This is a genomic window from Verrucomicrobium sp. GAS474, from assembly GCF_900105685.1.
Lineage (GTDB): Bacteria > Verrucomicrobiota > Verrucomicrobiia > Methylacidiphilales > GAS474 > GAS474.
In genome coordinates, this window is the sequence record NZ_LT629781.1 from 1,167,788 (window position 1) to 1,188,615 (window position 20,828).

At 56.5% G+C, this 20,828-nt stretch carries 18 protein-coding genes; 13 read left to right on the forward strand and 5 right to left on the reverse strand.

From position 1 onward, the window contains the following. Positions 1 to 220: 220 nt before the first annotated feature. The 6 genes from BLU04_RS04780 to BLU04_RS04805 all read left to right on the forward strand — a co-directional run bounded on the left by BLU04_RS04780 (position 221) and on the right by BLU04_RS04805 (position 6,289). A complete protein-coding gene (locus BLU04_RS04780) occupies positions 221 to 973 on the forward strand; it encodes an ABC transporter permease (protein ID WP_157895131.1) in 753 nt (250 codons plus the stop codon). A gap of 23 nt (positions 974 to 996) precedes the next feature. Then, the gene (locus tag BLU04_RS04785; RefSeq protein ID WP_093282888.1) at positions 997 to 1,716 is read left to right on the forward strand and encodes an ATP-binding cassette domain-containing protein; all 720 of its coding nucleotides are present in this window, start codon (positions 997 to 999) and stop codon (positions 1,714 to 1,716) included. A gap of 35 nt (positions 1,717 to 1,751) precedes the next feature. After that, positions 1,752 to 2,405 (forward strand): class I SAM-dependent methyltransferase, encoded by a 654-nt coding sequence (locus BLU04_RS04790; RefSeq protein ID WP_093282891.1) that lies wholly within the window; start codon positions 1,752 to 1,754, stop codon positions 2,403 to 2,405. Between the two features lie 101 nt (positions 2,406 to 2,506). Beyond that, complete coding sequence (locus tag BLU04_RS04795) at positions 2,507 to 3,541, forward strand: zinc-binding dehydrogenase (protein ID WP_093282894.1); 1,035 nt, start codon at positions 2,507 to 2,509, stop codon at positions 3,539 to 3,541. A gap of 37 nt (positions 3,542 to 3,578) precedes the next feature. Beyond that, the gene (locus tag BLU04_RS04800) at positions 3,579 to 5,285 is read left to right on the forward strand and encodes a TIGR04372 family glycosyltransferase (protein ID WP_093282898.1); all 1,707 of its coding nucleotides are present in this window, start codon (positions 3,579 to 3,581) and stop codon (positions 5,283 to 5,285) included. A 20-nt stretch (positions 5,286 to 5,305) separates the two neighbouring features. After that, positions 5,306 to 6,289, forward strand: coding sequence for a glycosyltransferase family A protein (locus BLU04_RS04805; protein WP_093282901.1), 984 nt, complete (start codon positions 5,306 to 5,308; stop codon positions 6,287 to 6,289). Between the two features lie 13 nt (positions 6,290 to 6,302). Here the strand turns inward: BLU04_RS04805 and BLU04_RS04810 are convergent, their stop codons facing one another. The 3 genes from BLU04_RS04810 to BLU04_RS04820 all read right to left on the reverse strand — a co-directional run bounded on the left by BLU04_RS04810 (position 6,303) and on the right by BLU04_RS04820 (position 10,706). Continuing rightward, complete coding sequence (locus tag BLU04_RS04810; protein ID WP_093282904.1) at positions 6,303 to 7,163, reverse strand: FkbM family methyltransferase; 861 nt, start codon at positions 7,161 to 7,163, stop codon at positions 6,303 to 6,305. A 73-nt stretch (positions 7,164 to 7,236) separates the two neighbouring features. Then, positions 7,237 to 9,045, reverse strand: coding sequence for a thiamine pyrophosphate-binding protein (locus tag BLU04_RS04815; RefSeq protein WP_093282906.1), 1,809 nt, complete (start codon positions 9,043 to 9,045; stop codon positions 7,237 to 7,239). A gap of 71 nt (positions 9,046 to 9,116) precedes the next feature. Then, positions 9,117 to 10,706: a TIGR04372 family glycosyltransferase gene (locus BLU04_RS04820; RefSeq protein WP_162274637.1), complete on the reverse strand. Its 1,590-nt coding sequence runs from the start codon at positions 10,704 to 10,706 to the stop codon at positions 9,117 to 9,119. A gap of 167 nt (positions 10,707 to 10,873) precedes the next feature. On the opposite strand from BLU04_RS04820, the gene BLU04_RS04825 reads away from it, so the two are divergent. From BLU04_RS04825 to BLU04_RS04850, 6 genes are read left to right on the forward strand one after another with little or no spacing between them, the layout of a single operon-like run. After that, positions 10,874 to 11,413, forward strand: coding sequence for an SIS domain-containing protein (locus BLU04_RS04825; protein WP_197673032.1), 540 nt, complete (start codon positions 10,874 to 10,876; stop codon positions 11,411 to 11,413). Then, positions 11,410 to 12,411: a GDP-mannose 4,6-dehydratase gene (locus tag BLU04_RS04830; protein ID WP_093282913.1), complete on the forward strand. Its 1,002-nt coding sequence runs from the start codon at positions 11,410 to 11,412 to the stop codon at positions 12,409 to 12,411. The genes BLU04_RS04825 and BLU04_RS04830 overlap by 4 nt, the downstream gene beginning before the upstream one ends. Positions 12,412 to 12,428: 17 nt before the next feature. Next, positions 12,429 to 13,973: an adenylyltransferase/cytidyltransferase family protein gene (locus BLU04_RS04835; protein WP_093282915.1), complete on the forward strand. Its 1,545-nt coding sequence runs from the start codon at positions 12,429 to 12,431 to the stop codon at positions 13,971 to 13,973. A gap of 25 nt (positions 13,974 to 13,998) precedes the next feature. After that, positions 13,999 to 14,943, forward strand: a complete 945-nt coding sequence (locus tag BLU04_RS04840) for an SDR family oxidoreductase (protein WP_093282918.1) — start codon at positions 13,999 to 14,001, stop codon at positions 14,941 to 14,943. An 11-nt stretch (positions 14,944 to 14,954) separates the two neighbouring features. Further along, on the forward strand, positions 14,955 to 15,929 hold the full coding sequence (locus tag BLU04_RS04845) for a thiamine pyrophosphate-dependent dehydrogenase E1 component subunit alpha (RefSeq protein WP_093282920.1): 975 nt from the start codon (positions 14,955 to 14,957) through the stop codon (positions 15,927 to 15,929). A gap of 1 nt (position 15,930) precedes the next feature. Continuing rightward, the gene (locus tag BLU04_RS04850) at positions 15,931 to 16,989 is read left to right on the forward strand and encodes a transketolase C-terminal domain-containing protein (protein WP_093282923.1); all 1,059 of its coding nucleotides are present in this window, start codon (positions 15,931 to 15,933) and stop codon (positions 16,987 to 16,989) included. Positions 16,990 to 17,040: 51 nt separating this feature from the next. Here the strand turns inward: BLU04_RS04850 and BLU04_RS04855 are convergent, their stop codons facing one another. Next, positions 17,041 to 18,078 (reverse strand): hypothetical protein, encoded by a 1,038-nt coding sequence (locus tag BLU04_RS04855; protein WP_157895132.1) that lies wholly within the window; start codon positions 18,076 to 18,078, stop codon positions 17,041 to 17,043. Beyond that, positions 18,078 to 19,535, reverse strand: coding sequence for an MBOAT family O-acyltransferase (locus tag BLU04_RS04860; protein WP_093282928.1), 1,458 nt, complete (start codon positions 19,533 to 19,535; stop codon positions 18,078 to 18,080). The genes BLU04_RS04855 and BLU04_RS04860 overlap by 1 nt, the downstream gene beginning before the upstream one ends. Before the next feature lie 288 nt (positions 19,536 to 19,823). Between BLU04_RS04860 and BLU04_RS04865 the strand changes: the two genes are divergently transcribed. Continuing rightward, a complete protein-coding gene (locus BLU04_RS04865) occupies positions 19,824 to 20,711 on the forward strand; it encodes a ribokinase (RefSeq protein ID WP_093282931.1) in 888 nt (295 codons plus the stop codon). The last annotated feature ends 117 nt before the right edge of the window (positions 20,712 to 20,828 follow it).

The following is a 20,828-nucleotide window of genomic DNA, read 5'->3' on the forward strand; positions in this document are numbered from 1 at the left end:
TGAAACTTCGGGTTTTTACGTCAAGAGCTTGAAACCACTCCTCACCTTGGTAGGCTGAATTCTTGATCCGATTCATTTCATGCCAAAGTTACGCACTCTCACCGAGAGAGAGGTGTATTGAATTGCGCGGCAAGACCTTGGTCCTCACTTTTTCACTCGAAGGAGAATTGCTCTGAAATCCACCCTCTCATTTCGCAGTCGCTACTTGATCCCGTTTTTCTTGTACCTCAACATCGTCCTTTACAAGACCTACGCCAATCTCAAGTCGGAAATCGACAAGACTTATCTCGGGTGCATTTGGTGGGTTCTCGAACCGGTCATCAATACGGCCGTTTTCTACTTCATCTTTGTCTATATTCTCAAGAACAGGACCGAAAATTTCGTCGTTTTCCTGTATATAGGCATGGCCGTTTACGGGTGGTTTTCCGGCGGAATCCAGGCGGGGGCCAACAGTATTCTTGCCCATAGCGGACTCATGCAGCAAATATGGCTTCCAAAGGCCCTTTTTCCATTCATCTCGATCACCAATGTTTCCTGGAAATTCCTCTTCTCCCTTTTGGTTTTGCTGCCCCTGCTCTGGTGGCACCACGCGCCAATTTCTTGGGCCTATCTGGCATTGCCGTTTCTTTTCCTGATCCAATATACGATCATCGTTTTCGTGAGCATGCCTTTGGCCGGCCTTATTCCCTATTTTCAGGACGGAAAGACGGTTTTGAGCACGGTCTTGGGGGTCCTAATGTGGTTGTCCGGCGTCTTCTATGGAAGGGAACGCATTCCTGACAGCATCGAGCCGTGGTTCTATCTCAATCCCATTGCAGCGATGATTGAAGCGTTTCGCACTATCCTCGTCGACGGCCATTGGCCTCGTTGGGATATTCTCGGCAAAGCCATGATCCTCCCCCTTATCGCGTGTGTCTTGGGTGTCGCTTTCCTAAAACATGTTGATCGGAAAATTACCAAGCTGCCGATGTAATCACCGTGAATCCTTCTCCCCCCATGTCCGAAGTCCTGATTGAATTGGATCACGTTGGGCTCAAGTACAACCTGAAAAGGCCCATTGAGGGCAAACGGGAGCACTGGGCGTTGAAAGATGTTTCGTTTCGCCTCCACAAGGGACAGACGCTGGGTGTCATCGGATCGAACGGATCGGGTAAAAGCACGCTCATGCGCCTTCTCGCCGGCATCATCGAGCAGGATCGGGGAACGGTCTACCGCAAGCACGGCATGCGTATCTCTCTCCTCAGCTTGGGTCTGGGTTTTGAAGGCGTCCTGACTGGCAGGGAAAACGCCATCCTGAGCGGCATGCTCTTCGGGCTGCATCGTCGAACGATCGAAAAGCGAATGGATCGGATCATCGAGTTCTCCGAACTCGGCTCCTTCATCGATCAACCCTTTTATACCTACTCCTCGGGAATGGGGGCCCGCCTGGCGTTTGCCACCGCCATGGAAGTCAATCCGGATATCCTCCTTCTCGATGAAGTGATGGGGGTCGGCGATATCCGTTTTGCCGAAAAATCGTCCAAAATCCTCCTGGATAAAATCCAATCGGACCTCTCCGTCGTCCTGATCTCCCATGATCCCCACATGATTGCGGGATTGGCGACCCACGCTGTCTGGATCGACCAAGGCGTCTCCGTCATCGAAGGTCCTCCCAAAGTCGTGGCGGCCCACTACGAACACTTCATGCATACCGGCGAAAAGCCGACGGTGGCCTAATTCATTCACTATTCAAGCCCCAACGCCTTATTTTCATGGCCGATATCAATCTCCTCGACACCCTGCCCCAAACCAAACGCAATCTCGCCGCCCGTGCGGAGCAAAAGACGGACGCCGATCGGGAAATAGCCAAGCGTTTCGACCGTAATTTTTTCGACGGCGAACGAAAGCACGGCTATGGCGGGTACCGCTACGATGGGCGGTGGCTCCCCGTCGCGCGCCGTATGGTCGATCACTACCATCTCCCCTCGAATGCCCGCATCCTCGACGTTGGCTGCGCCAAGGGCTTTTTGATGAGCGATTTCAAGCAGGTTCTCTCAGAAGCCACCGTCCGAGGTCTCGACGTTTCCGTCTACGCGAAGGAAAACGCCCACGACGGCATGGGCGAATTCATCGACATCGGCTCCGCTGAAAACCTCCCCTACGCGGACAATTCCTTTGATCTCGTGGTCTCCATCAACTCGATCCATAATCTGCCTCTGGAAAAGTGCAAGCAATCGCTCCGAGAAATCGAGCGTGTGAGTCGTGGCCACGCCTACATCACCGTCGATGCCTGGAATACTGAAGAAGAGCATCAACGTCTCCTCGATTGGATTTTGACGGCCGAAACCTATATGTCCGTTTCCGATTGGCACGCGCTCTTCGCCGAAGTCGGCTACACCGGAGACAGCGGGTGGTTCATGGCCTAGGGGGGGCGGACGAAATCACGGTCTCCCTTTTCTCTGTCTCCTTTGCACCCTTTCCGAACTAATTTTGAAGCGACCTCAAAAACACCCCTTCTTCATGTTCCATGAAAACGCCTGCCGCCATTCTCGTTGAGCAGCAAAAACCTCTCATCCTCGACGAAGTTACGCTTCCTTCCCTCAGTTACGGACATGTTTTGGTCGAGCTCAAGGTCAGCCGCATTTGCGGCTCCCAAATAGGCGAAATCGACGGAGTCAAAGGTCCTGACCGTTACCTGCCCCATCTCCTTGGGCACGAGGGCGGAGGCGTCGTCCTCGAAATCGGGCCGGAGGTGACGCATGTGAAACCTGGCGATCACGTTGTCCTCCATTGGCGGGAGGGCGTCGGTATCCAATCTCGCGCCCCTGTCTACGACTGGAACGGTGTCAAGACCAACGGCGGCTATGTCACTACCTTCAACCGCTACGCCGTCGTTTCGGAAAACCGCCTCACCCCGATTCCTTCCTGGGTTTCCTTCGATATCGCGGCGCTCCTGGCCGATACGCTCACCACCGGCTTCGGCGTGGTGACGAATGATGCCCAGGTCAAAATCGGCGAATCGGTTGTCATTGTCGGTGCCGGTGGCATCGGGCTGGGTGCCATCCTCGGTGCCAAGCTGGCCGGGGCCTATCCCATCGTCGCGGTCGATCTCCACGCGCACAAGCTGGAGGTCGCCCACCGCTATGGAGCCACTCACGTGATCGATGTTTCCGGCGGAATTGATTTCACGGCGGCCGTTCGGGAAATCCTCAAAGGCCGCTCTCCCGACGTCGTCATCGACGGAACAGGCAATCCCGAGGTGCTCGAGAAGGCATTTGGTCTCACTGCCTCCAAGGGCCGTTGCGTCATTTTCGGCGTCATGCGCTTTGATCGAAAGCTCGCCTTGAATACCCTTCCTCTCCATTTTGGCAAGCTCTTGACTGGTTCTCACGGCGGTGCCAGCCAGCCCTCGATCGACATTCCCCGCTACCTGCGGATGATCGAAGGCGGGATCTTCGATCCTTCCGGTTTTGTCTCCCATCGCTTTCGCCTCGAAGAAGTCAACGAAGGCATCGCCCGCATGCGCTCCGGCGAGGTTATCCATGCGATGATCGATTTTTAGTACTCTGCCTCACGCGATTCTCCCTCTATCTCGAAGAATGTTTTATTGGATCAAGTATCTAGTCCATGGACGATGGCGGAGAAAAAAGCCGTTCTTCGTTTCCGCGTATCGATATCATTGCGCAGCCAATCAAAGCGTCAAAGAAGGTGACGTTTTCATCGCCCTCAGACAGTTTCGCATCGCTGCGGCACTCCAGCCGCGATGGGTCGAGCCTCTTCGCAAAATTGCCGCTCTCCATCTCCAAAATGGAAACTTTGCCCAGGCGCTTTCCTACACTCGCAAGGCACTCCGACTCACTCCCAGTTATGCTCCCCTGGTGTTGTTTCTTTTTGAAATCTGGCACAGTCATCCCGAGTTGCCTCCCGATTTGGAGCAGGAACTGACCCTCGCCTTCAAATCCTGCACCCCCATGACTCTGGGGGCATCGCGGCATGCCGGCATCCTTCGCCTCATGGAGGTGTCCCTGCCCCGCTTTATAACGCGATTTTTCTGCCGACAACGGGCAACCCGATTCATCGCTGCTTTGGAGAACAAGGCGCATGAATTCGTCTTGGAATGCCACCGCGATGAGGCTTTGGCATTTTGTTTGAAAATCGAGCAAACCAAGGAAAAATTTCGCCAATGTCTTTATGGCAAAAGGCACTTCATCAGGTACTTGGGTGTCGATTGGGTGCGCAATATAGGTCATATCACTTTCATCGACAATTATCTCAAGCTCCAAAAAATCGGTTGCATCCAGAATACGATCAAACCGGTCCTTCTTCTGAAAGATGTTTCCGCCGTTTCAAATCCTTGCTTTCTCGATTACTGGCGTGATCACATCGATGTTATTATCGATGAATCCGAATTCCGGCGCAGAAAGAGCGCCTTCAGCCTCCTCGAACTTTCCATCATGGGCACATCCCTGCTTGATGGCAGCGTGCTGTCTTACTCCCATGCTCGAGCCCTTGCACACGAGGAATGGAAAAAACGGGGTCTCCTCTCTCTCTTGAAGCTTAAGGACAATCATGTCCGCAAGGGATGGGCTGCGCTCGAAAAAATCGGCATGCCAAGGAACGCGTGGTTTGTCGCCCTTCACATCCGCCAAGCAGGATTTCGGAGCGAGGACACCCTCCAGACCCGATCCCTGAGGAATAGCGATCCTGCGCACTATCTTCTAGCGATGCAGGCAATCATCGACCGCGGAGGCTGGATCGTGCGCCTGGGCAATTCGACGATGACCCCCCTTCCCCCCATGCGTGGAGTCATTGATTATGCCCTATCGGACATGAAAAGCGACTGGATGGATGTGTTCCTTCTCGGAGCTGGTCGTTTCTTTGTTGGATCCGATTCGGGCATATCTTGCGTCCCCCCCATTTTCGGGGTTCCGTGTGTCTATGTGAATTGGAGTCCCTATGGAGAAAGGCCGGGAAACGATAATAATTTGATCTGTTTCAAAATTTTAAAGGACAAGGCATCCCGCCAAAAAATCCCGTTCTCCCGTGTCCTGCGCTACCCCCTTGGGCATATGGAATCGGAGTACGCCCTGCAAAAGAATGATCTCTCTATCGAAGAAAATACTCCCGAAGAAATTCGAGAAATTACCGAAGAGATGCTCGATCGCCTCGATGGGAAATGGGTTGAAGACGAGGCAGACGAAAGACGTTTTGCCCGTTTTGTCGAAATAAGCCTCTCTCAAGGCGGCTATCAAGGCCCTCGTATTGGCAGAGCATTTCTTGAGCGCCACTGCGATTTGCTTCAGTAATCCTTCACAGCCCGATAGACATGTCATCCCTCTCCGTTCTCACTCCGGTCTATAACCATGCCCGATATCTAGAGGCTATGGTCGAGGCTATTCTTACCCAATCCCGCCTTCCCGACGAGTTTCTTCTCGTCGACGACGCCTCCAGCGATGGTACGTGGCCGTTAATCGAAGCTCTTCGGCAACGCTATCCCCTGATCCAGGGTTCGAGGAATCCAACGAATCGGGGGGTGCTGGCCAACGCCACTTCGCTCTTAAGCCAAACGCGGAGCGATTACCTCTACAGTGCGTCGAGCGACGATCTCGTCCTTCCGGGATTCTTTGAGCAAGCAATGTCTCTTCTGGAAGCCCATCCCTATGCCCCTCTTTGTTGCGGTCAAGCCGTTTGGTGGGACGAGGAGACCGAGGAACAATACGTGGGGGGACTCCAGATGCCGCAACACAACACCTATCTCTCTCCCGAAGAGTGCCTCGTCTACGCTCGGCGGGGATGCCTCGATCTCGCCGGGCATGCGAGCCTCTTTCGGACTGACGCTCTTCTTAAGATTGGCGGGTATCGGGAAAAACTGCGGTGGCACTGCGATTGGCTCGCCCTTTATGAATTGGCATTCCGTCATGGGATTTGCTGGGTGGCGCAACCGCTTGCCGTCATGCGGACGCACGCCAGTTCTTATTCCGGAACCGGCACTCGTCAGAAAGCACAACACGATGAGTCCCTCGTCGCCTTGATCGATTACCTCCTTCTTCCTTCTTCGCGTCCGGTACGGGAGGCGTTCGCCCAAAGCGGTCTCCTTGCGCTTCTCGGCTATCCCATGGCTCGACATCTCCTGACCGACCCGCGGCGGTGGCGCCTGTTAAGCGGCCGCTACTTGGGTTTCCTCTTGGAACCTCTCCTACGCACTTTCAAGATGGGGCGTGGAATAGTCCGCACCCTAAGAGAAGGCGGGGCTCCTCGCACCGCACCCTCGGCTTTCGATCTCTCCCGGATGCGTCCGAAAAAGAAATAACCTCGACTCCCGATTACTCCCAGTTCAAGTGGGGTTTGCGCGTGATGCAGAGAGTGCCGCCGCGATGGCCAATCGGCATCTCTGCGGCAGTGGTTACGGGAGCCCAGTTCAATTTTTGGGCGAACAGGTGGACTCCCAGCCGTTGGAAATGGTCAAATACCGCATGGGCATTTGCCACGTCGTTGATTTCGACCAGCGCGTCAAGACGGTCCCAAGCCGCTGGGGGGATGCCGAGGAGGATTTCTTTTTCGTGTCCCTCGGCATCCATCTTGATCAGGTCGATCCCTTCGATGATCGCGGCGATAGCCTCGATCTTCACCGGGAAACGATCCAGTTCGCCATAGGGATTTTCTTTCGCGCCGGCAATGTGGCTGCTGGTGGTGTTCCCTTTCACGCGGATGAATTCAGTCTCTCCCGATTGCGTCGATATAGCCTTTTCGATAGGCGTCACCTGCGTCGCCTGATTCAACTTCAAATTGGAAATCAGTTTCTTGAAGTGAATCGGATCGGGCTCGAATGCCGTCGTCGCAATGCCGCAACGATCGAGAAGGATCGAGTGGAGCCCCATGTTGGCCCCGATATCGAGAGCCTTTTTGTAGCGGGCGCGATTAGCCCAGTAGTAGGCGAAGATGATCAGTTCATCGAGACCGAAGAGATCGACTGTGTCAATAGCCCCCATTTTGAAATAGGGTAGGAAAATCTCTCCAAAAGGTCCAAAAGAGACCGACTCCGATTGACCTTCGCTAAACAGAGGTTTTGTCTCGGCCAGTGCGACCGTCTTATAGAAAGAGTAAAGTGGCGTGGTGGAGGCATGAAAAGCGGGAACCGTCTGCAAGCTATTGAGCAAGGCATCGAGCGCAGGGGATTGTTTCATACAAGATAAGTAAAGAGGAGAAGGTAAGTAGGACTATTGACTTGTAGCAAGAAGAAACACCCGCTGGGTCTAACTAGACCCCCGGTGTCCCCGTACTGTGAGGTTGGCTGGCAATTCTATTGGGAGGAAGGATCATCTCGTTCGCGATCGCTTCAGGGCTCATTGCGGGAAGCTGATTTTCGAGCGCGGCGCCGAACTTCAAGACCGGGTAAAGTTTTTGACTCGGATTGATCTCGACGTTGATGAAAACCGGTCCCTTCGTGGCATACGCCCCACGAAGTTGCTCCTCCATGTCGATCGAGTCGGAGATGGTCACGACCTGGAAGCCAAAGGCCTTGGCTACCTCGGGGAATTCGGGGAACGCGAGTCCCGATTCGGGGTGCACTCCCTCATAACGCCCTTCGAGCCACGTCTCCAGCGTCTGTTTTTGGATGCCATGCCCGTGATTATTGAAAAGAATGACGCGAATCGGCAGACGATGCTTCACCACGGTCGCCAGTTCGCCGAGACAGATCATCAATCCGCCGTCACCGATGATGCATGTCACGGGACGCGTGGGATCGAAAGCCGCCGCTCCGATGGCTGCGGGAAGGGAGTACCCCATCGGCGTATTATTCCACGCCGAAATGAGCCGCTGCCCGGAACGCACCTCAAACCCGTTGCAGGTCCACGTCAGGTTTCCCCCCGTGTCGACGAAAAGGGCTTCCCCTTCGGGAACGACGGAGGAAAGCGACTCAATAAAGCGATAGGCGTCAACATATCCCGTCCCAGAGGCCGGAGGCGCGGGACGATCGTGTGGCAAGACTTGTCGCCAATGGACGATTTTTTCCCGCCAGGCATTCCAGCCGGGCGACGACCATGCCTTGAAAAAGGTCCCGGCATCGCGCAGGAAATCTCCGGCTCTGGCCTGGATGCGCTGGGAGATCACGATGCCTCGGCCGTCGAATTTATCCATTTCCCCGGCATCGGCATCGACCATGGTGATTTTCGCCCCGGGCGCGAACGCCGAAAGAATGCCTCCTGTCACGTTCTGCGAGAGGCGGGTGCCGATCGCGAGAAGGAAGTCGGCATTCTGCACCGCGTAATTTCCCACCCTGGGGGCATAAACCCCGAACGGCCCCACCCACAACGGATGTGCGCGGGGAATGAGGTCGAGCCCCGCCCAAGTCACCAGCACCGGCACGCCGATCCGTTCGATGAGCTGAAGTAATTCCGGACCGACTCTCGGTGTTGAAAGGCCGCCCCCCAGGATAAGGAGGGGGCGTTCCGCTTTTTCCAGATCGCTCCGCAGTTCCTCCAAATCTTTGCTCGAAACGGCCAAAAACGTCTCGGGCGGAGTAAAACCTTCGAGGGTTTCGGGATCGACTTCGGCCCGTTGGAGATCGTCAGGAAGATCGATCAAGACAGGCCCCGGTCTTCCCTCGAAGGCCGTGTAGTAGGCTTTTTCCAAATGATAACGGATCGTTTTCGGATCGCGGATCTGAACGGCGAGCTTGGTTACCGTTCCGAAGATCGAGAGGATGTCCGTTTCCTGGAAACCAAACTGTCGAATGGGTCGATTTCCCTTGAGCCGGTGGGTGGCCACCTGTCCCGTGAGCATGAGGGTCGGCACCGAGTCGTAGTAGGAGCAGCATGTTCCAGTCAGAAGATTCGTCGCCCCGGGGCCGCTCGTTGTCATCGCGACGCCGAGTCGTCCCGTCACGCGGGCATAGCCATCGGCCGACATTGCGGCACTCTGCTCATGCTGGGAGCAGACATAATCGATGCCCTCTCGTCGTGCCGTGGAATCAAAGAGATGCACCAATGCTCCTCCCGACATTCCAAAAACCAGCGTCACCCCTTTGCGAGCTAGGAAATCAACGACATAATCGGAAAGTTTCATCGAACGATTTTTCGTTAAGAGTAAGTTTCCTCTCTAAAAAAGAGAAAGGGAAGATGGGCAGGCTCCATTCATTAGTCCAACCATTTTGCGTGCCGCGCAAGAAATCGTGAGGAGGGAGGAGCGTGGAGGTTGATTCCCAGCTCGCGGCACAGAGCATCAAATCGAATCCTTTCGGAAAGCCCGACCGAAAAAGTTTCCTGTTCGCTCTCCAAAACACCAAACATTTCGACGACCGCGTCGAAGATCTCTTCGGGAGTATTGGGAACAACTTCAACGGAATATCCGGGAATGGCAGCTGGATATTCTGCGTAGACCAAGGGGGAGTGGGCCATCTCGCGCAACGTCAGGAGGCGTTGATCTTTTGTGTCTCGAAAAAGAATGGGAATCCACGTATCGGGCGTTCCAAAGGCATTGCAGAAGAGTGGCGCAAAATTGGTGAACACAATCCTCTTCCCGAAAAGCTTGGCTGCAATAGACGGCCCCGAATTCGTTCCCAGGAAAAAACGACATGCACCCAAAAGGAAAATATCGAGGCTGTCCGATTTGCGGGTATCGTGAGCGTAATCCAACACTTGTTCCATCGGCGGCAAGGGAGTCATGGTTCGATCTCCCATCCGGATGACCCATCCCCCCCGCCGGGTGATCTCCCGAATGGCCGGCAGATAATCGGCGACCTTCGCATTGCGGACTTCCCCCAGCCGTGTTTCCCTCACATGGAGAACGACGAACCAAGCGCCTTCCGGAAGCCCCATTTCCCTCAGCCGCTTTTCCCCGTCCTTCGTATGTTCTTCACGCAGGGTTAGGAAGGGGCCATTCCCTCGCCTTTCCCACTCCCTGCCTATTTGCGGTAAGCCATCATAGAAAAAATCCCAACGATTCCCGCCGCCGTGCAAGAGCAGGTGCGGATCTTCCAGGGCGGCGATCACCTCCTGCAACTCCGTTTCCTCCTCGGTAACGAGATCGAAAAAGGGCTCCACGTAACTGAGCAAGCATGCGTTCGCGACGCGCTTCGGGTCAATCGCAAGCCGATTTCGTCTTCCTTCGGGGCCTTGAAGTTCTTGCTGCTGGGCATAGAAACCCAAAAGAGCAATGTGTCCGATCGCCAGAGTGTAGAACGATCCGAAATAACGAGTCCGTTCCGTATCGTACCCAAGGCGGCCTGCCAGGTGATCGCGGAGCAAACGTTGCTCTGTTACGACGGCAATCGCGCCGGGGACATCCCCCAACCGGAAATGGACGCCGGCAAGCTCTCGCCTTGCCCACATGCATTCCGGTTCCCTCTTCAGACGATCCCGATACAAATCCTCAATTGCGCACAGGGATCGAACGCCGCGATAATGGACGCTCAGATGCTCGTAGAGATAGGCCAACTCGACCTCTCCGAGCAATCCTTTGAAGTTTTTTTCGATTTTCTTTAGCTGCCCCTTCGCCCGCTTCAAGGCTCCCATCTCGACAAGTTTCAGGAAAATGCCCTTCGCATGTCCGTAATTTCTGGGAAAAAAGAGGAAAGCGTGGCTTTTCATGGCCACTAGCGCTTCATCCTGGCTCTCGTAGAGAGATTCGTAAATCCAGCGGCGCATCCGCTTCAGGACCGGAATGTAAAGAGGTGGTAAGGGGATGCGCATGAAGCTAGGCAAGAGCCGGGTAAATCTGTATTTCACCGGGATCGTTTTTATTGACGATTCCGAAAAACAGTCTTTACCTGCCACCCTCAAAATTGAAATAGTTCAGTTTTTTTGTTGTTTAAAGGATTTTAGACATATAGCCATGTAGACGGATGTCAGACAATACCTCATTTCTCGGCCCCCTTTCTTCCTATGGAGCCCGTTTGAGCGTCGCGCTGGGGGCGTTCGATTGGGAGCCTGTCTCTCAAATGGCCTCCGATTTTCATGCTGCATGGCAGGAGGATCGCCAGATTTTCATCTGTGGCAATGGCGGCAGCGCGGCCAATGCCGTCCATTGGGGAAACGATTTCCTCTATCCTATCGCCAAAAAGGGGACGGCCCGCGGCATCCGCATTCATTCCCTCAACGGTAATGAAGCCGTCACCACCTGCCTGGCCAACGACATCGGCTACGATCAAATTTTCTCCCATCAGCTGGCAACGTTCGCCCGCCGGGGAGATCTTCTCGTGACCCTTTCCGGGAGCGGCAATTCCTCCAATATCCTCGCCGTCCTCGATTCTGCCAAATCCTTGGGTCTCAAAAGCTACGCCATCGTCGGGTTCGACGGGGGCAAGGCGAAGGCCTTGGCCGATCTTCCCATCCACATCGCGGTTCATGACATGCAGATAGCTGAAGACTTTCAGATGATCGTTTGCCACGCTCTCGTCCAATCCCTTCTCGCACACCCCGTTCCTTCTTTATGACCCCCCCTCCCGTCGTCGTCATCGGCAGCAACTCGATTTCCGGCGCCAGTTTTGTCGATTACCTTCTGAAAAAGGGCGAGTCCGTCATCGGTATGAGCCGTTCCCCCGAGCCCGTCGAGGCGCTCCTTCCTTACAAGATGTCGGGCCGTGCCGTTTCGGAAGCGTTCCGTTTCCTCCAGCTCGACCTCAACCACGATGTTGACCGGATCGCCGCCGAAATCAAAGCCGTCGAGGCTGCCTATGTGGTGAACTTCGCCGCGCAAAGCATGGTGGCCGAAAGCTGGCTTCATCCCGACCATTGGTACCAGACCAATGTTGTCGCGAACGTTCGACTGCACGAGAAATTGCGGCGTTTCGATTTCCTCAAGAAATACGTCCATATCTCGACTCCTGAAGTCTACGGCTCCTGCAGCGGCAACGTGACGGAGGATGCCCCCTTCAATCCAAGCACGCCTTACGCCGCCTCCCGCGCCGCATGCGACCTGCACCTGCAGACCTTTTTCAAGAACTACAGATTCCCCGTCGTTTACACTCGCGCCGCAAACGTTTACGGTCCTGGCCAACAGCTCTACCGCATCATCCCCCGCACGATGCTCTTCATCCGCCTCGGGCGGAAGTTGCAACTCCACGGCGGCGGACACTCGGTACGCTCCTTCATCCATCTGCGCGACGTCTCCGAAGGGACCTACCGGGTCCTGGCAGACGGCATTCCCGGCCAGTCCTATCACCTTTCCACCAAACGCTTCATCTCCATCCGCGACCTCGTCGCCCTCATTTGCCAAAGAATGGGGACGACGTTCGAGGAGGTCGTCGAAGTCGTCGGCGACCGCCCCGGCAAAGATGCCGCCTACCTTCTCGACGCCACGCGCGCCCGCACCGAACTGGGCTGGCAAGAGCAGGTCGACCTGGAGCCCGGGATCGACGAGATGGTCGCCTGGGTTGATCGTTATCTTCCTGCGCTGCGCGATCAGCCGTCGAATTACATTCACAAACCCTAGTTTAACTCGCTCGCTCCGTGACCTCCACCCAAGCCAAAATTCTCCCCTACGAGACGGCTTCCGACGCTTTCGACGCCCTCCGCCTCCAAGGCAAGAGAATCGTGCAGTGCCATGGGACCTTCGACCTGATTCATCCGGGCCATATCTATCATCTGGAAGAAGCCCGTGAACTGGGAGATATTCTCGTCGTCACCGTGACGGCCGAACATTTCGTGAACAAGGGACCCGGGCGGCCCTTCTTTAACGATCTCCTTCGTGGCAAAAGTCTCGCGGCCCTCGCATGCGTCGATTATGTTGTCCTTATTCCCCATCCCACGGCGCTCAAGGCCATCGAGTGCGTGAAGCCGGCGATTTACTGCAAGGGGGTCGAATATGCAAACCCCGACAACGATGTCACCGGCAATATCCACGAAGATCTCCGTACCGTCGAAGCCTACGGTGGTGAAGTGCGTTACCTCGGATCGATCGTTTTCAGTTCCACCAAACTCATTAACGCCCACTTTGCCCCCGTCCCGCAGGGTGTGCGGGAATATTGCGCCGGATTGGCCAAAGAGTTCAGTCCCGATCGCTTTCGCGAAATCGTCGACTCCTTCTCCCGGCTAAAGGTCCTGATCGTGGGGGATGTGATCTACGACCGCTACTCCTACGTCAAAGTCCAGGGCCTCACCTCCAAGAACCGGATTCTTTCCTCCCGCCTCCTCTCCGAGGAAACCCAGACCGGAGGCGCCCTGGCCGTCTACCGGCATATCCGCCAATTTACCGAAAAAGTCGATCTTCTCAGCCTCGTCGGTACGGAGCCATGGATTAATGCGAATTTGGCGCTTTACGTCGACAAGGCGAATGACCGCCTCATTCGCACTCCTTCCTTTCAGACCATCGTGAAGCAACGTTTTGTTGAAACTGCAGGCGAAGGAAAAGAACTGAACAAGCTTTTCAGCGTCAACTTCATCGATGCCGATCCTCCTCAGGCCAAAGTGCAAGAAGAGATCCTCCGATCCCTCGAGGCGATCATCGGCGATTACGACCTCGTCGTTGTCACGGATTTCGGCCACGGACTCATGCAGGACGAAATGCGACGTCTCGTCGAGGCGAAGGCACCCTATCTCGCCCTCAATTGCCAAACAAACAGCAACAACCACGGGTTCAACATCATCTCCAATCAGTATCGGCGAGCCGACTGCTTCTCCCTCGACGATCAGGAACTCATGCTCTCCGTGGCCCGGAAGCACGTGAATCATTCCGTCGAAATCAAAGCCTTGCTCGCCCGATTTGATTCCGCACAGGCCTGGTTGACGCGAGGCGGTGTCGAGACGATCGGCGTGGCGAAGGATCGCAGCCCTTGTACCCTCCTGCCTTTGGAATCGAGGATCGTCGATACCGTGGGTGCGGGCGACGCCTTTTTCGCCGTGGCCGCGCTTGGAGCCAAGCTCGAGCTCCCCATCGCTTTCACCACCTTTCTGGGTCAGCTCGCGGGAGCCCAGGCCGTCCGCATTGTCGGCAATACCGAACCCATTTCAAAGCAAGGGCTCCTCAAGAGCGGGATGTCCCTTCTCAATCTTTAATCCATACACGCTTCGTCTACTCCCTATGAAAATTCTCCTGACCGGAGGGTGCGGCTACATCGGCACCCCCCTTGCGCAAAGCCTCCTCAAGGCAGGCCACGACATCACTGTTTACGATATCCAATGGTTCGGCAACCATCTCGAGCCTCACCCGAAATTGACGGTCATCCAGGGTGACATCCGCGATATCGACCGTGTTCCCATGGATGGTATCGAAAGCATCCTTCATCTGGCCAACGTCGCCAACGATCCCTGCAGCGATCTCAATTCTAAACTCAATTGGGAGGTCAACGCCCTCGCCACGATGCAGCTTGTCGAAAAGGCGATCGCCCACGGCGTCCGGCAGTTCGTCTTTGCCAGCTCCGGTAGCGTCTACGGCGTGAAAGAAGAGCCGGAAGTGACGGAAGACCTCTCCCTTGTCCCGATCTCCGACTATAACAAGACCAAGATGGTCAGCGAGCGCGTGCTCCTGAGCTACGCCGATAAAATCCTCGTCAATATCGTCCGTCCCGCAACCGTTTGTGGCTATTCCCCGCGGATGCGCCTCGATGTCGCGGTGAACATGCTTACAATGCAGGCTCTCGCCAGCGGAAAGATCACTGTTTTGGGTGGCGATCAGACCCGACCCAACATCCACATCCGGGATATGGTTCGCGTCTACCACCATTTCCTTGCCAACGGTGCGAAGGCCCCCGGCATCTACAATGCCGGGTTCGAGAACATCTCCATTCTCGATATTGCCAACCGGGTAAAGGATCGTGTCCCGTGTGAAATCGTGGTGAGCGAATCGAATGATCCTCGATCCTACCGTCTCAGCTCGAAAAAGCTTCTCTCCACGGGATTCGAGCCGAAGTATACCGTCGCCGACGGCATCGCCGAGGTTATCGCCGCTTTCCGCGACGGAAACCTCCGGATGGAAGACCGCTACTTCAACATCAAGACGATGAAGAAGCTGACCAACCTTTCCTGATCTTCCGTCCCATGACCCCGACATCGCTGGCCAAGGACCTCTATCGCCGGATGGTGCGCATCCGGCGTGTCGAGGAAACCATCGCCGAGCTCTATGCGGAACAGCAGATGCGCTGCCCCGTCCATCTGAGCATCGGGCAGGAATCCGTCGCCGTGGCCGCCGGTGCGGCGGTGCGGCAAACGGATTATGCGATGAGCGGCCATCGCTCGCACGCCCACTATCTAGCCAAGGGCGGCAACCTGCGGGCCATGTTCGCGGAAATGTACGGTCGCGAGACCGGCTGTTGCTCCGGCCGCGGCGGCTCCATGCATTTGATCGATCTCGACGCCGGTTTCCTGGGTGCGGTCCCTATCGTTGGCAGCACGATCCCGATCGCCGTCGGCACCGCCTTCGCCATCCAGCGCCGGAAAGAGGACCGCGTCACTCTCACCTTTTTCGGAGAGGGGGCGACTGAGGAGGGTGTCTTCCACGAGAGCATGAATTTCGCCTCGCTTCACAAGCTCCCCATCGTCTTCGTCTGCGAGAACAACCTCTACTCCGTCTACTCGCCCATGCGCGTGAGGCAGCCCGCCCACCGCGAGGTTTTTCACCAGGCCCAAGGCCACGGTGTCTCCGCCCTTCAGGCCGACGGGAACGATCTCCTCGGTGCCCACGCCCTCATGACCGAGGCTGTCGCCAAAGCCCGCGCGGGCCAGGGTCCCATCTTCATCGAATTCCTCACCTACCGCTGGCGGGAACATTGCGGCCCCGGTTACGACAACCACATCGGATACCGCACCGAGGCCGAATACCTCGCCTGGAAAGAGAAATGCCCTGTCGCCCGGATGGAACGCGAATACGGCACCGCCATCCTTCTCACCACGGAAGAGGAAGCAGCCCTTCGGAATGAGATCGAAGATGCCGTCGCCTTCGCCAAAGCCAGCCCCTTCCCGAACCCCGAGACCATCGCGCGGCATCTTTACGCCGCTCCCATACCCTTCCACTAGCATGAGCCGCATCCTTTCCTACGCCCAGGCGCTTCTAGAGGGGACTGACCTGGCCCTGGCCGCCGATCCCAACGTCTACATCGTCGGCCTCGGGGTTCCCGATCCTAAGGGCCTTTTCGGAACCACGCTCGGCCTTGTCGAAAAATACGGCGAGTCCCGAGTCATGGATATGCCCTGCGCCGAAAATGCCATGACGGGAATCGCCATCGGCAGCGCCCTCTCCGGATTGCGCCCGATCCTCACCCATCAGCGCGTCGATTTCGCCACGCTGACGATGGAGCAGCTCGCGAACCAGGCGGCCAAATGGCACTACATGTTCGGTGGGCGCAAGAGCATCCCGCTCGTGGTGCGCATGATCCTGGGCCGGGGCTGGGGCCAGGGCCCACAGCACTCCCAGAGCCTGCAGGCATGGTTTGCCCACATTCCGGGGCTCCGGGTCATCATGCCCACGACGCCCCACGACGCCAAGGGAATGCTGATTTCGGCTCTCGAAGACAACAATCCCGTCGTCTACCTGGAACATCGATGGCTCCACGCCGTCACCGGCCCCGTTCCCGAAGGCCTTTACCGCGTCCCCATCGGTCCCGTCCGCATCGCCCGGGAGGGAAAGGATGTCACTCTCGTCGCCACGAGCTACATGGTACTCGAAGCCCTTCGCTCCGCCGATCTCCTTGCCGCCCGTGGCATCGAAGCCGAGGTCCTCGACCTCCGCGCCATCGCGCCCCTCGATCGGCAAGGCATCCTCGCCTCCGTCAGGAAAACAGGCCGCCTCGTCGTCGCCGATACCGGAACTCACTCCTTCGGTATCGGTGCCGAAATCATCTCCAGTCTCGTGGAGGAAGGGTTGGAACTCTTCAAAGCCAAGCCCGCACGCGTTTCCTCCCCCGATTTTCCGTCGCCGACGAGTCCTGCCCTTTCCAACCACTACTATCCTCGAACCCCCCATATCGTCGCCGCCGTCCTGGCGCAGTTCGGCCAGCAGGCCGATTCTGCCTCCTTCGCCATCCCCGAAGGCACCTTTCTCGACGTCCCCGACAAAGCCTTCCAAGGCCCGTTCTAGGAAAAACGGTCGCTGGCACGAATGAATGCGGCTTGCTCTGCCGCAAACGAATCATTTCGCCTTTTTACGAACGGGAAATACGAGGGGTGAATCGAGCTTTTCCGCCTGCATCTGGAGAAAAAGCCTTTCCGTCACGATATCCCGGGAGGCGGAATCAAGATGGGTTCCTCCATCCCAATAGCCCATTCCATTTCCATTCAGAAAAATGAAGGGATGACCCACGGCATGGGCTTCTAAGGCTGCTTCCTGCGAATTGAATCCCAGAAATGGGATCAACGTCAGAAAGGGGGTCAAATGATTTTGCCTGATTACCGGCTCCAAGAAAGCGGCGTCTACCAATGAATTCGGAATATTTGGAATCGGCGGCGCAGCAGTGGAGTAGATCATCCCCGATGTTGGAGACCAAAAAGCAGAAGTGTCTCCTGTTTCCAAATTGCGAAACCAATACGCGTCATCGAGAAACTGCATGGGGTAGAAAAGAATATCCGACCTCGGATTTTGGGCATAGTGCTGGGCAATGGAAATATGTGGAACGAAACGATAGAAGAGCCATTTTTCCATGTAGCCAGACCAGACATTGCCCGCCAGCACGGTGCTTTTCAGAGCATTCCCTGATCTAACCACCTCAGCCCAAGGACTCATTCCATCGCCTCGAATGCCATAAAGGTCGAACAGGATTTTCTGGTTTTCGATCTGATTGTGCTGAATGACCTGCGAAATGAATGCCCATCGCTCAGCATGGCCGAGGCCGGCGTTATAAACTCGGAAAGGACGTCCCAAGGCAGCCGACATCCGTCGGGACAGAATTTCAGCCGACAGCCCCATGGCGACATGGGAAGTGCCAAGCAAGAGAAGGTCGGCGTCTCTCATTCGCTTCCCCGTTCCGAAAAGACCGTAGAGTAAGAGGCAATGGGCTAATTCACCGTCGTTTGCGGAACTCAGATAGGTACTGGAGGAAATCGGGAGGAAGGGAGGCGGTGCGGGAAGATGTCTTTCCTTCGGATTCCACCAGGAATGAAGCAGGAGGGAAGCGCCGATCAGCGTCGCAAGCAGCCCCACCCAAAACGAACGAATGGATCGGGTAAGCATCAGAATCGAAAGTAAATGAATGTCTTGGCCGGCGAGACGATCACGATATTCAGCAGGAGCACCAGCCCGGTGAGAACGCCCAGGGATAGTCCGAGATGCCGTCGGGGGACGAGCCGCAGGAACGACGGGGCGAACTGATGTGCCAGGACCGGCAGCGAAGCCAATAAGGGGAACGCGATGTTCAAGTGCACCAAGTACCAATGGTGGCCGGAATAATGGACCATGCCTTTGAGGAAATGAAATGAGGTTGAAAGATCGGGGCACCGGAAGAAAATCCAGGCGATCAGAATCCATATCTGGGCGACGATCCATCCGGGGAAGATCATCAAGCTCTCGTGCGATCGGCCCGAACTTGCATCAGCAGTCCGAAGGCGCGTCCAAGCGAGGCTGAATCCTCCTGGAATTTTCCAGGCCAGCAATCCCCAGCTCCAGCGCCCTGCAAGGCGTTCCGCCGCCAATCCTATTCCGTGCAGAAAACCCCAGATAATAAAGCCCCATCCCGCTCCATGCCACAATCCTCCCAATATCATGGTGATCAGGACGTTTAAGGCGCTGCGTATTTTAGAGGTGCGATTGCCGCCCAAGGGAATATAGAGATAATCCCGCAGCCATCGGGACAAGGTGATGTGCCACCGCTGCCAGAACTCCCGAAGGGTTCCAGCCAGCATCGGCGCCCGGAAGTTGGGGGGCAGGCGATAACCCAGCAGGCGAGCCATGCCAAGCGCCATCAGGGAGTATCCGGCGAAATCCCCGTAGATCTGGCAGTAATAAAGAAAAGGAAGGAGCCAGTAATCGACGGTCGACAGGGGCGAGATTCCTTCCCAGATAGGATCGATCCCCTGCGCGATATTGTTGGCGGCAACGGCCTTAAGGAAAAACCCGATCACCATATAATGGAGGCCCATCGCCAGATTGCCCCGGATGCGGCGGATCTTCCCGATCTGGGGCATCAGCTGCCATGCCCGCACGATGGGCCCCGCGATGACATGGGGGAAAAAGCTGAGGTAGAAAAGGTATTCCCGAAAGGAGGCCAGCTTCACCCGCCCGGCCTGAAGATCGACCAGGTAGCTGATGAGATGGAAGGTATAGAAGGAGATCGCGAGCGGAATTCCCAACGGAAATTTAGGAAAGGTCAGCCCCGAAATGCTTCCAAGGTTATCGCTGAAAAAATCAGCATATTTGAATAGTGCCAGAACCAGGAGATCGAAGCCGATCAGAGCTCCCAACCACTTTTTGGAGGCGCTCCGGCTTGATTTGGACAAAGCAATAGCGCCGCCGAAGTTGACCAAAAGAATGATCAGGAAAAGGATCAGATCGTAATAACCCCATGTAGCGATGACAAAGAGGCTGAATCCGATCAGGAGCCATTCTTTGAGGGCCGGCCAAGGACGCAGCAACATGGTCCCGAGCCAGAGCGCGAGAAAAAGAAGGACAAAAAAGACCTCGGTGTAAACCATAACTTCCAATAAGGAAAAAGACGCACCTGTATGCGGGCCCGGTTACGGATCGGTCAAGGAAATAAGAGAGGATAGCGGATGTTCATGCCTCTTGCGGCGGTATCAAATAGGGTGCCAATAGCCGCAGCATGCCGACATATTACCGCAGTCGGCCAACATCGAATCCGTTTACTCTCACGGCCCGCAGGGTGGGGGGCGAAGTGGAGGATTTTATTTTAACCTTCTTTCAAAAACTTTTCTCGGTGGATTTCCCGCGGCGGCGCGGCCTAGGCTGGGGGTTTCACGCTCATGAAACGGATTTTCAATCTTGGCTCGATCAATATCGATCATGTCTATCAGGTTCCCCACTTCGTCCGTCCGGGGGAGACGCTGGCGAGTGGCGGGTATGCCAAGGGCGCGGGCGGGAAGGGGTTCAACCAATCGGTCGCCCTGGCGCGGGCGGGGGCTGCGGTTCGGCATCTCGGCACGTACGGGGCCGAGGCGGCCTGGCTGCGGGAGGCCCTGGCCGCCGAGGGGATCGACATTGCGGGTCTCCTCCCCAGCGCCCTTCCGGCGGGGCATGCCCTCATCCAGGTCAGCGATGCGGGGGAGAATGCCATCGTCCTTTTCGCGGGGGCGAACCACGGCGTGACGGCGGAGTTCTTCCCCTCGTTCTTCGAGGGGGCCGCGAAGGGGGATTGGTTCCTGACGCAGAACGAAACGTCGTCGGTCCCGGAGGCGATCGGGGTGGCGGCGGCGCTCGGCCTCACGATCTGCCTGAATCCCGCGCCGATGACCGAGGCGGTGAAGGCCTATCCGCTGGAGCTGGTCGATTGGCTGATCGTCAACGAGACCGAGGGGGAGGAGCTCTCGGGCGAGAGCGAGCCCGGGGCGATGCTGCGGCGGCTGCGGCAGCTCTGCCCCCGCGCCTGGGTGGTCCTGACGCTCGGGGCCGAGGGGGTTCTCTGCCTCACTCCGGCGGGGGAAGAACTCCGGGCGGCCTCGCCCCGCGTCGTCCCGGTCGATACCACGGCCGCCGGGGATACCTTCATCGGCTATCTCCTGGCCGCGGCGATGGAGGGGAAGGAGCCCGCCGAGGCGCTCGGCCTCGCCTGCCGCGCCGCCGCCCTCGGCGTGACCCGTCGCGGGGCCTTCGATTCGATTCCCCGGCGGGGCGAGTTGGGTGAGCGGGCATAGGGGGACCCCCGGGGGGGCCGTTCTCGGGAAAATTACTCAGAAGGCATAAGAGTTTTGCCTTCAGGAAAAGACCTGCTTCTCTATCTCCGATAGGTGTTTAACGCCTGCTTAAGAGGA

What these genes read in the sequence shown, in the direction of transcription:
- BLU04_RS04860 (WP_093282928.1), bottom strand. Translation starts at nt 19,535, where the DNA reads ATGGTTTACACCGAGGTCTTTTTTGTCCTTCTTTTTCTCGCGCTCTGG.
- BLU04_RS04845 (WP_093282920.1), top strand. Translation starts at nt 14,955, where the DNA reads ATGACCCCGACATCGCTGGCCAAGGACCTCTATCGCCGGATGGTGCGC.
- BLU04_RS04830 (WP_093282913.1), top strand. Translation starts at nt 11,410, where the DNA reads ATGACCCCCCCTCCCGTCGTCGTCATCGGCAGCAACTCGATTTCCGGC.
- BLU04_RS04810 (WP_093282904.1), bottom strand. Translation starts at nt 7,163, where the DNA reads ATGAAACAATCCCCTGCGCTCGATGCCTTGCTCAATAGCTTGCAGACG.
- BLU04_RS04800 (WP_093282898.1), top strand. Translation starts at nt 3,579, where the DNA reads ATGTTTTATTGGATCAAGTATCTAGTCCATGGACGATGGCGGAGAAAA.
- BLU04_RS04815 (WP_093282906.1), bottom strand. Translation starts at nt 9,045, where the DNA reads ATGAAACTTTCCGATTATGTCGTTGATTTCCTAGCTCGCAAAGGGGTG.
- BLU04_RS04850 (WP_093282923.1), top strand. Translation starts at nt 15,931, where the DNA reads ATGAGCCGCATCCTTTCCTACGCCCAGGCGCTTCTAGAGGGGACTGAC.
- BLU04_RS04855 (WP_157895132.1), bottom strand. Translation starts at nt 18,078, where the DNA reads ATGCTTACCCGATCCATTCGTTCGTTTTGGGTGGGGCTGCTTGCGACG.
- BLU04_RS04805 (WP_093282901.1), top strand. Translation starts at nt 5,306, where the DNA reads ATGTCATCCCTCTCCGTTCTCACTCCGGTCTATAACCATGCCCGATAT.
- BLU04_RS04865 (WP_093282931.1), top strand. Translation starts at nt 19,824, where the DNA reads ATGAAACGGATTTTCAATCTTGGCTCGATCAATATCGATCATGTCTAT.
- BLU04_RS04785 (WP_093282888.1), top strand. Translation starts at nt 997, where the DNA reads ATGTCCGAAGTCCTGATTGAATTGGATCACGTTGGGCTCAAGTACAAC.
- BLU04_RS04795 (WP_093282894.1), top strand. Translation starts at nt 2,507, where the DNA reads ATGAAAACGCCTGCCGCCATTCTCGTTGAGCAGCAAAAACCTCTCATC.
- BLU04_RS04790 (WP_093282891.1), top strand. Translation starts at nt 1,752, where the DNA reads ATGGCCGATATCAATCTCCTCGACACCCTGCCCCAAACCAAACGCAAT.
- BLU04_RS04840 (WP_093282918.1), top strand. Translation starts at nt 13,999, where the DNA reads ATGAAAATTCTCCTGACCGGAGGGTGCGGCTACATCGGCACCCCCCTT.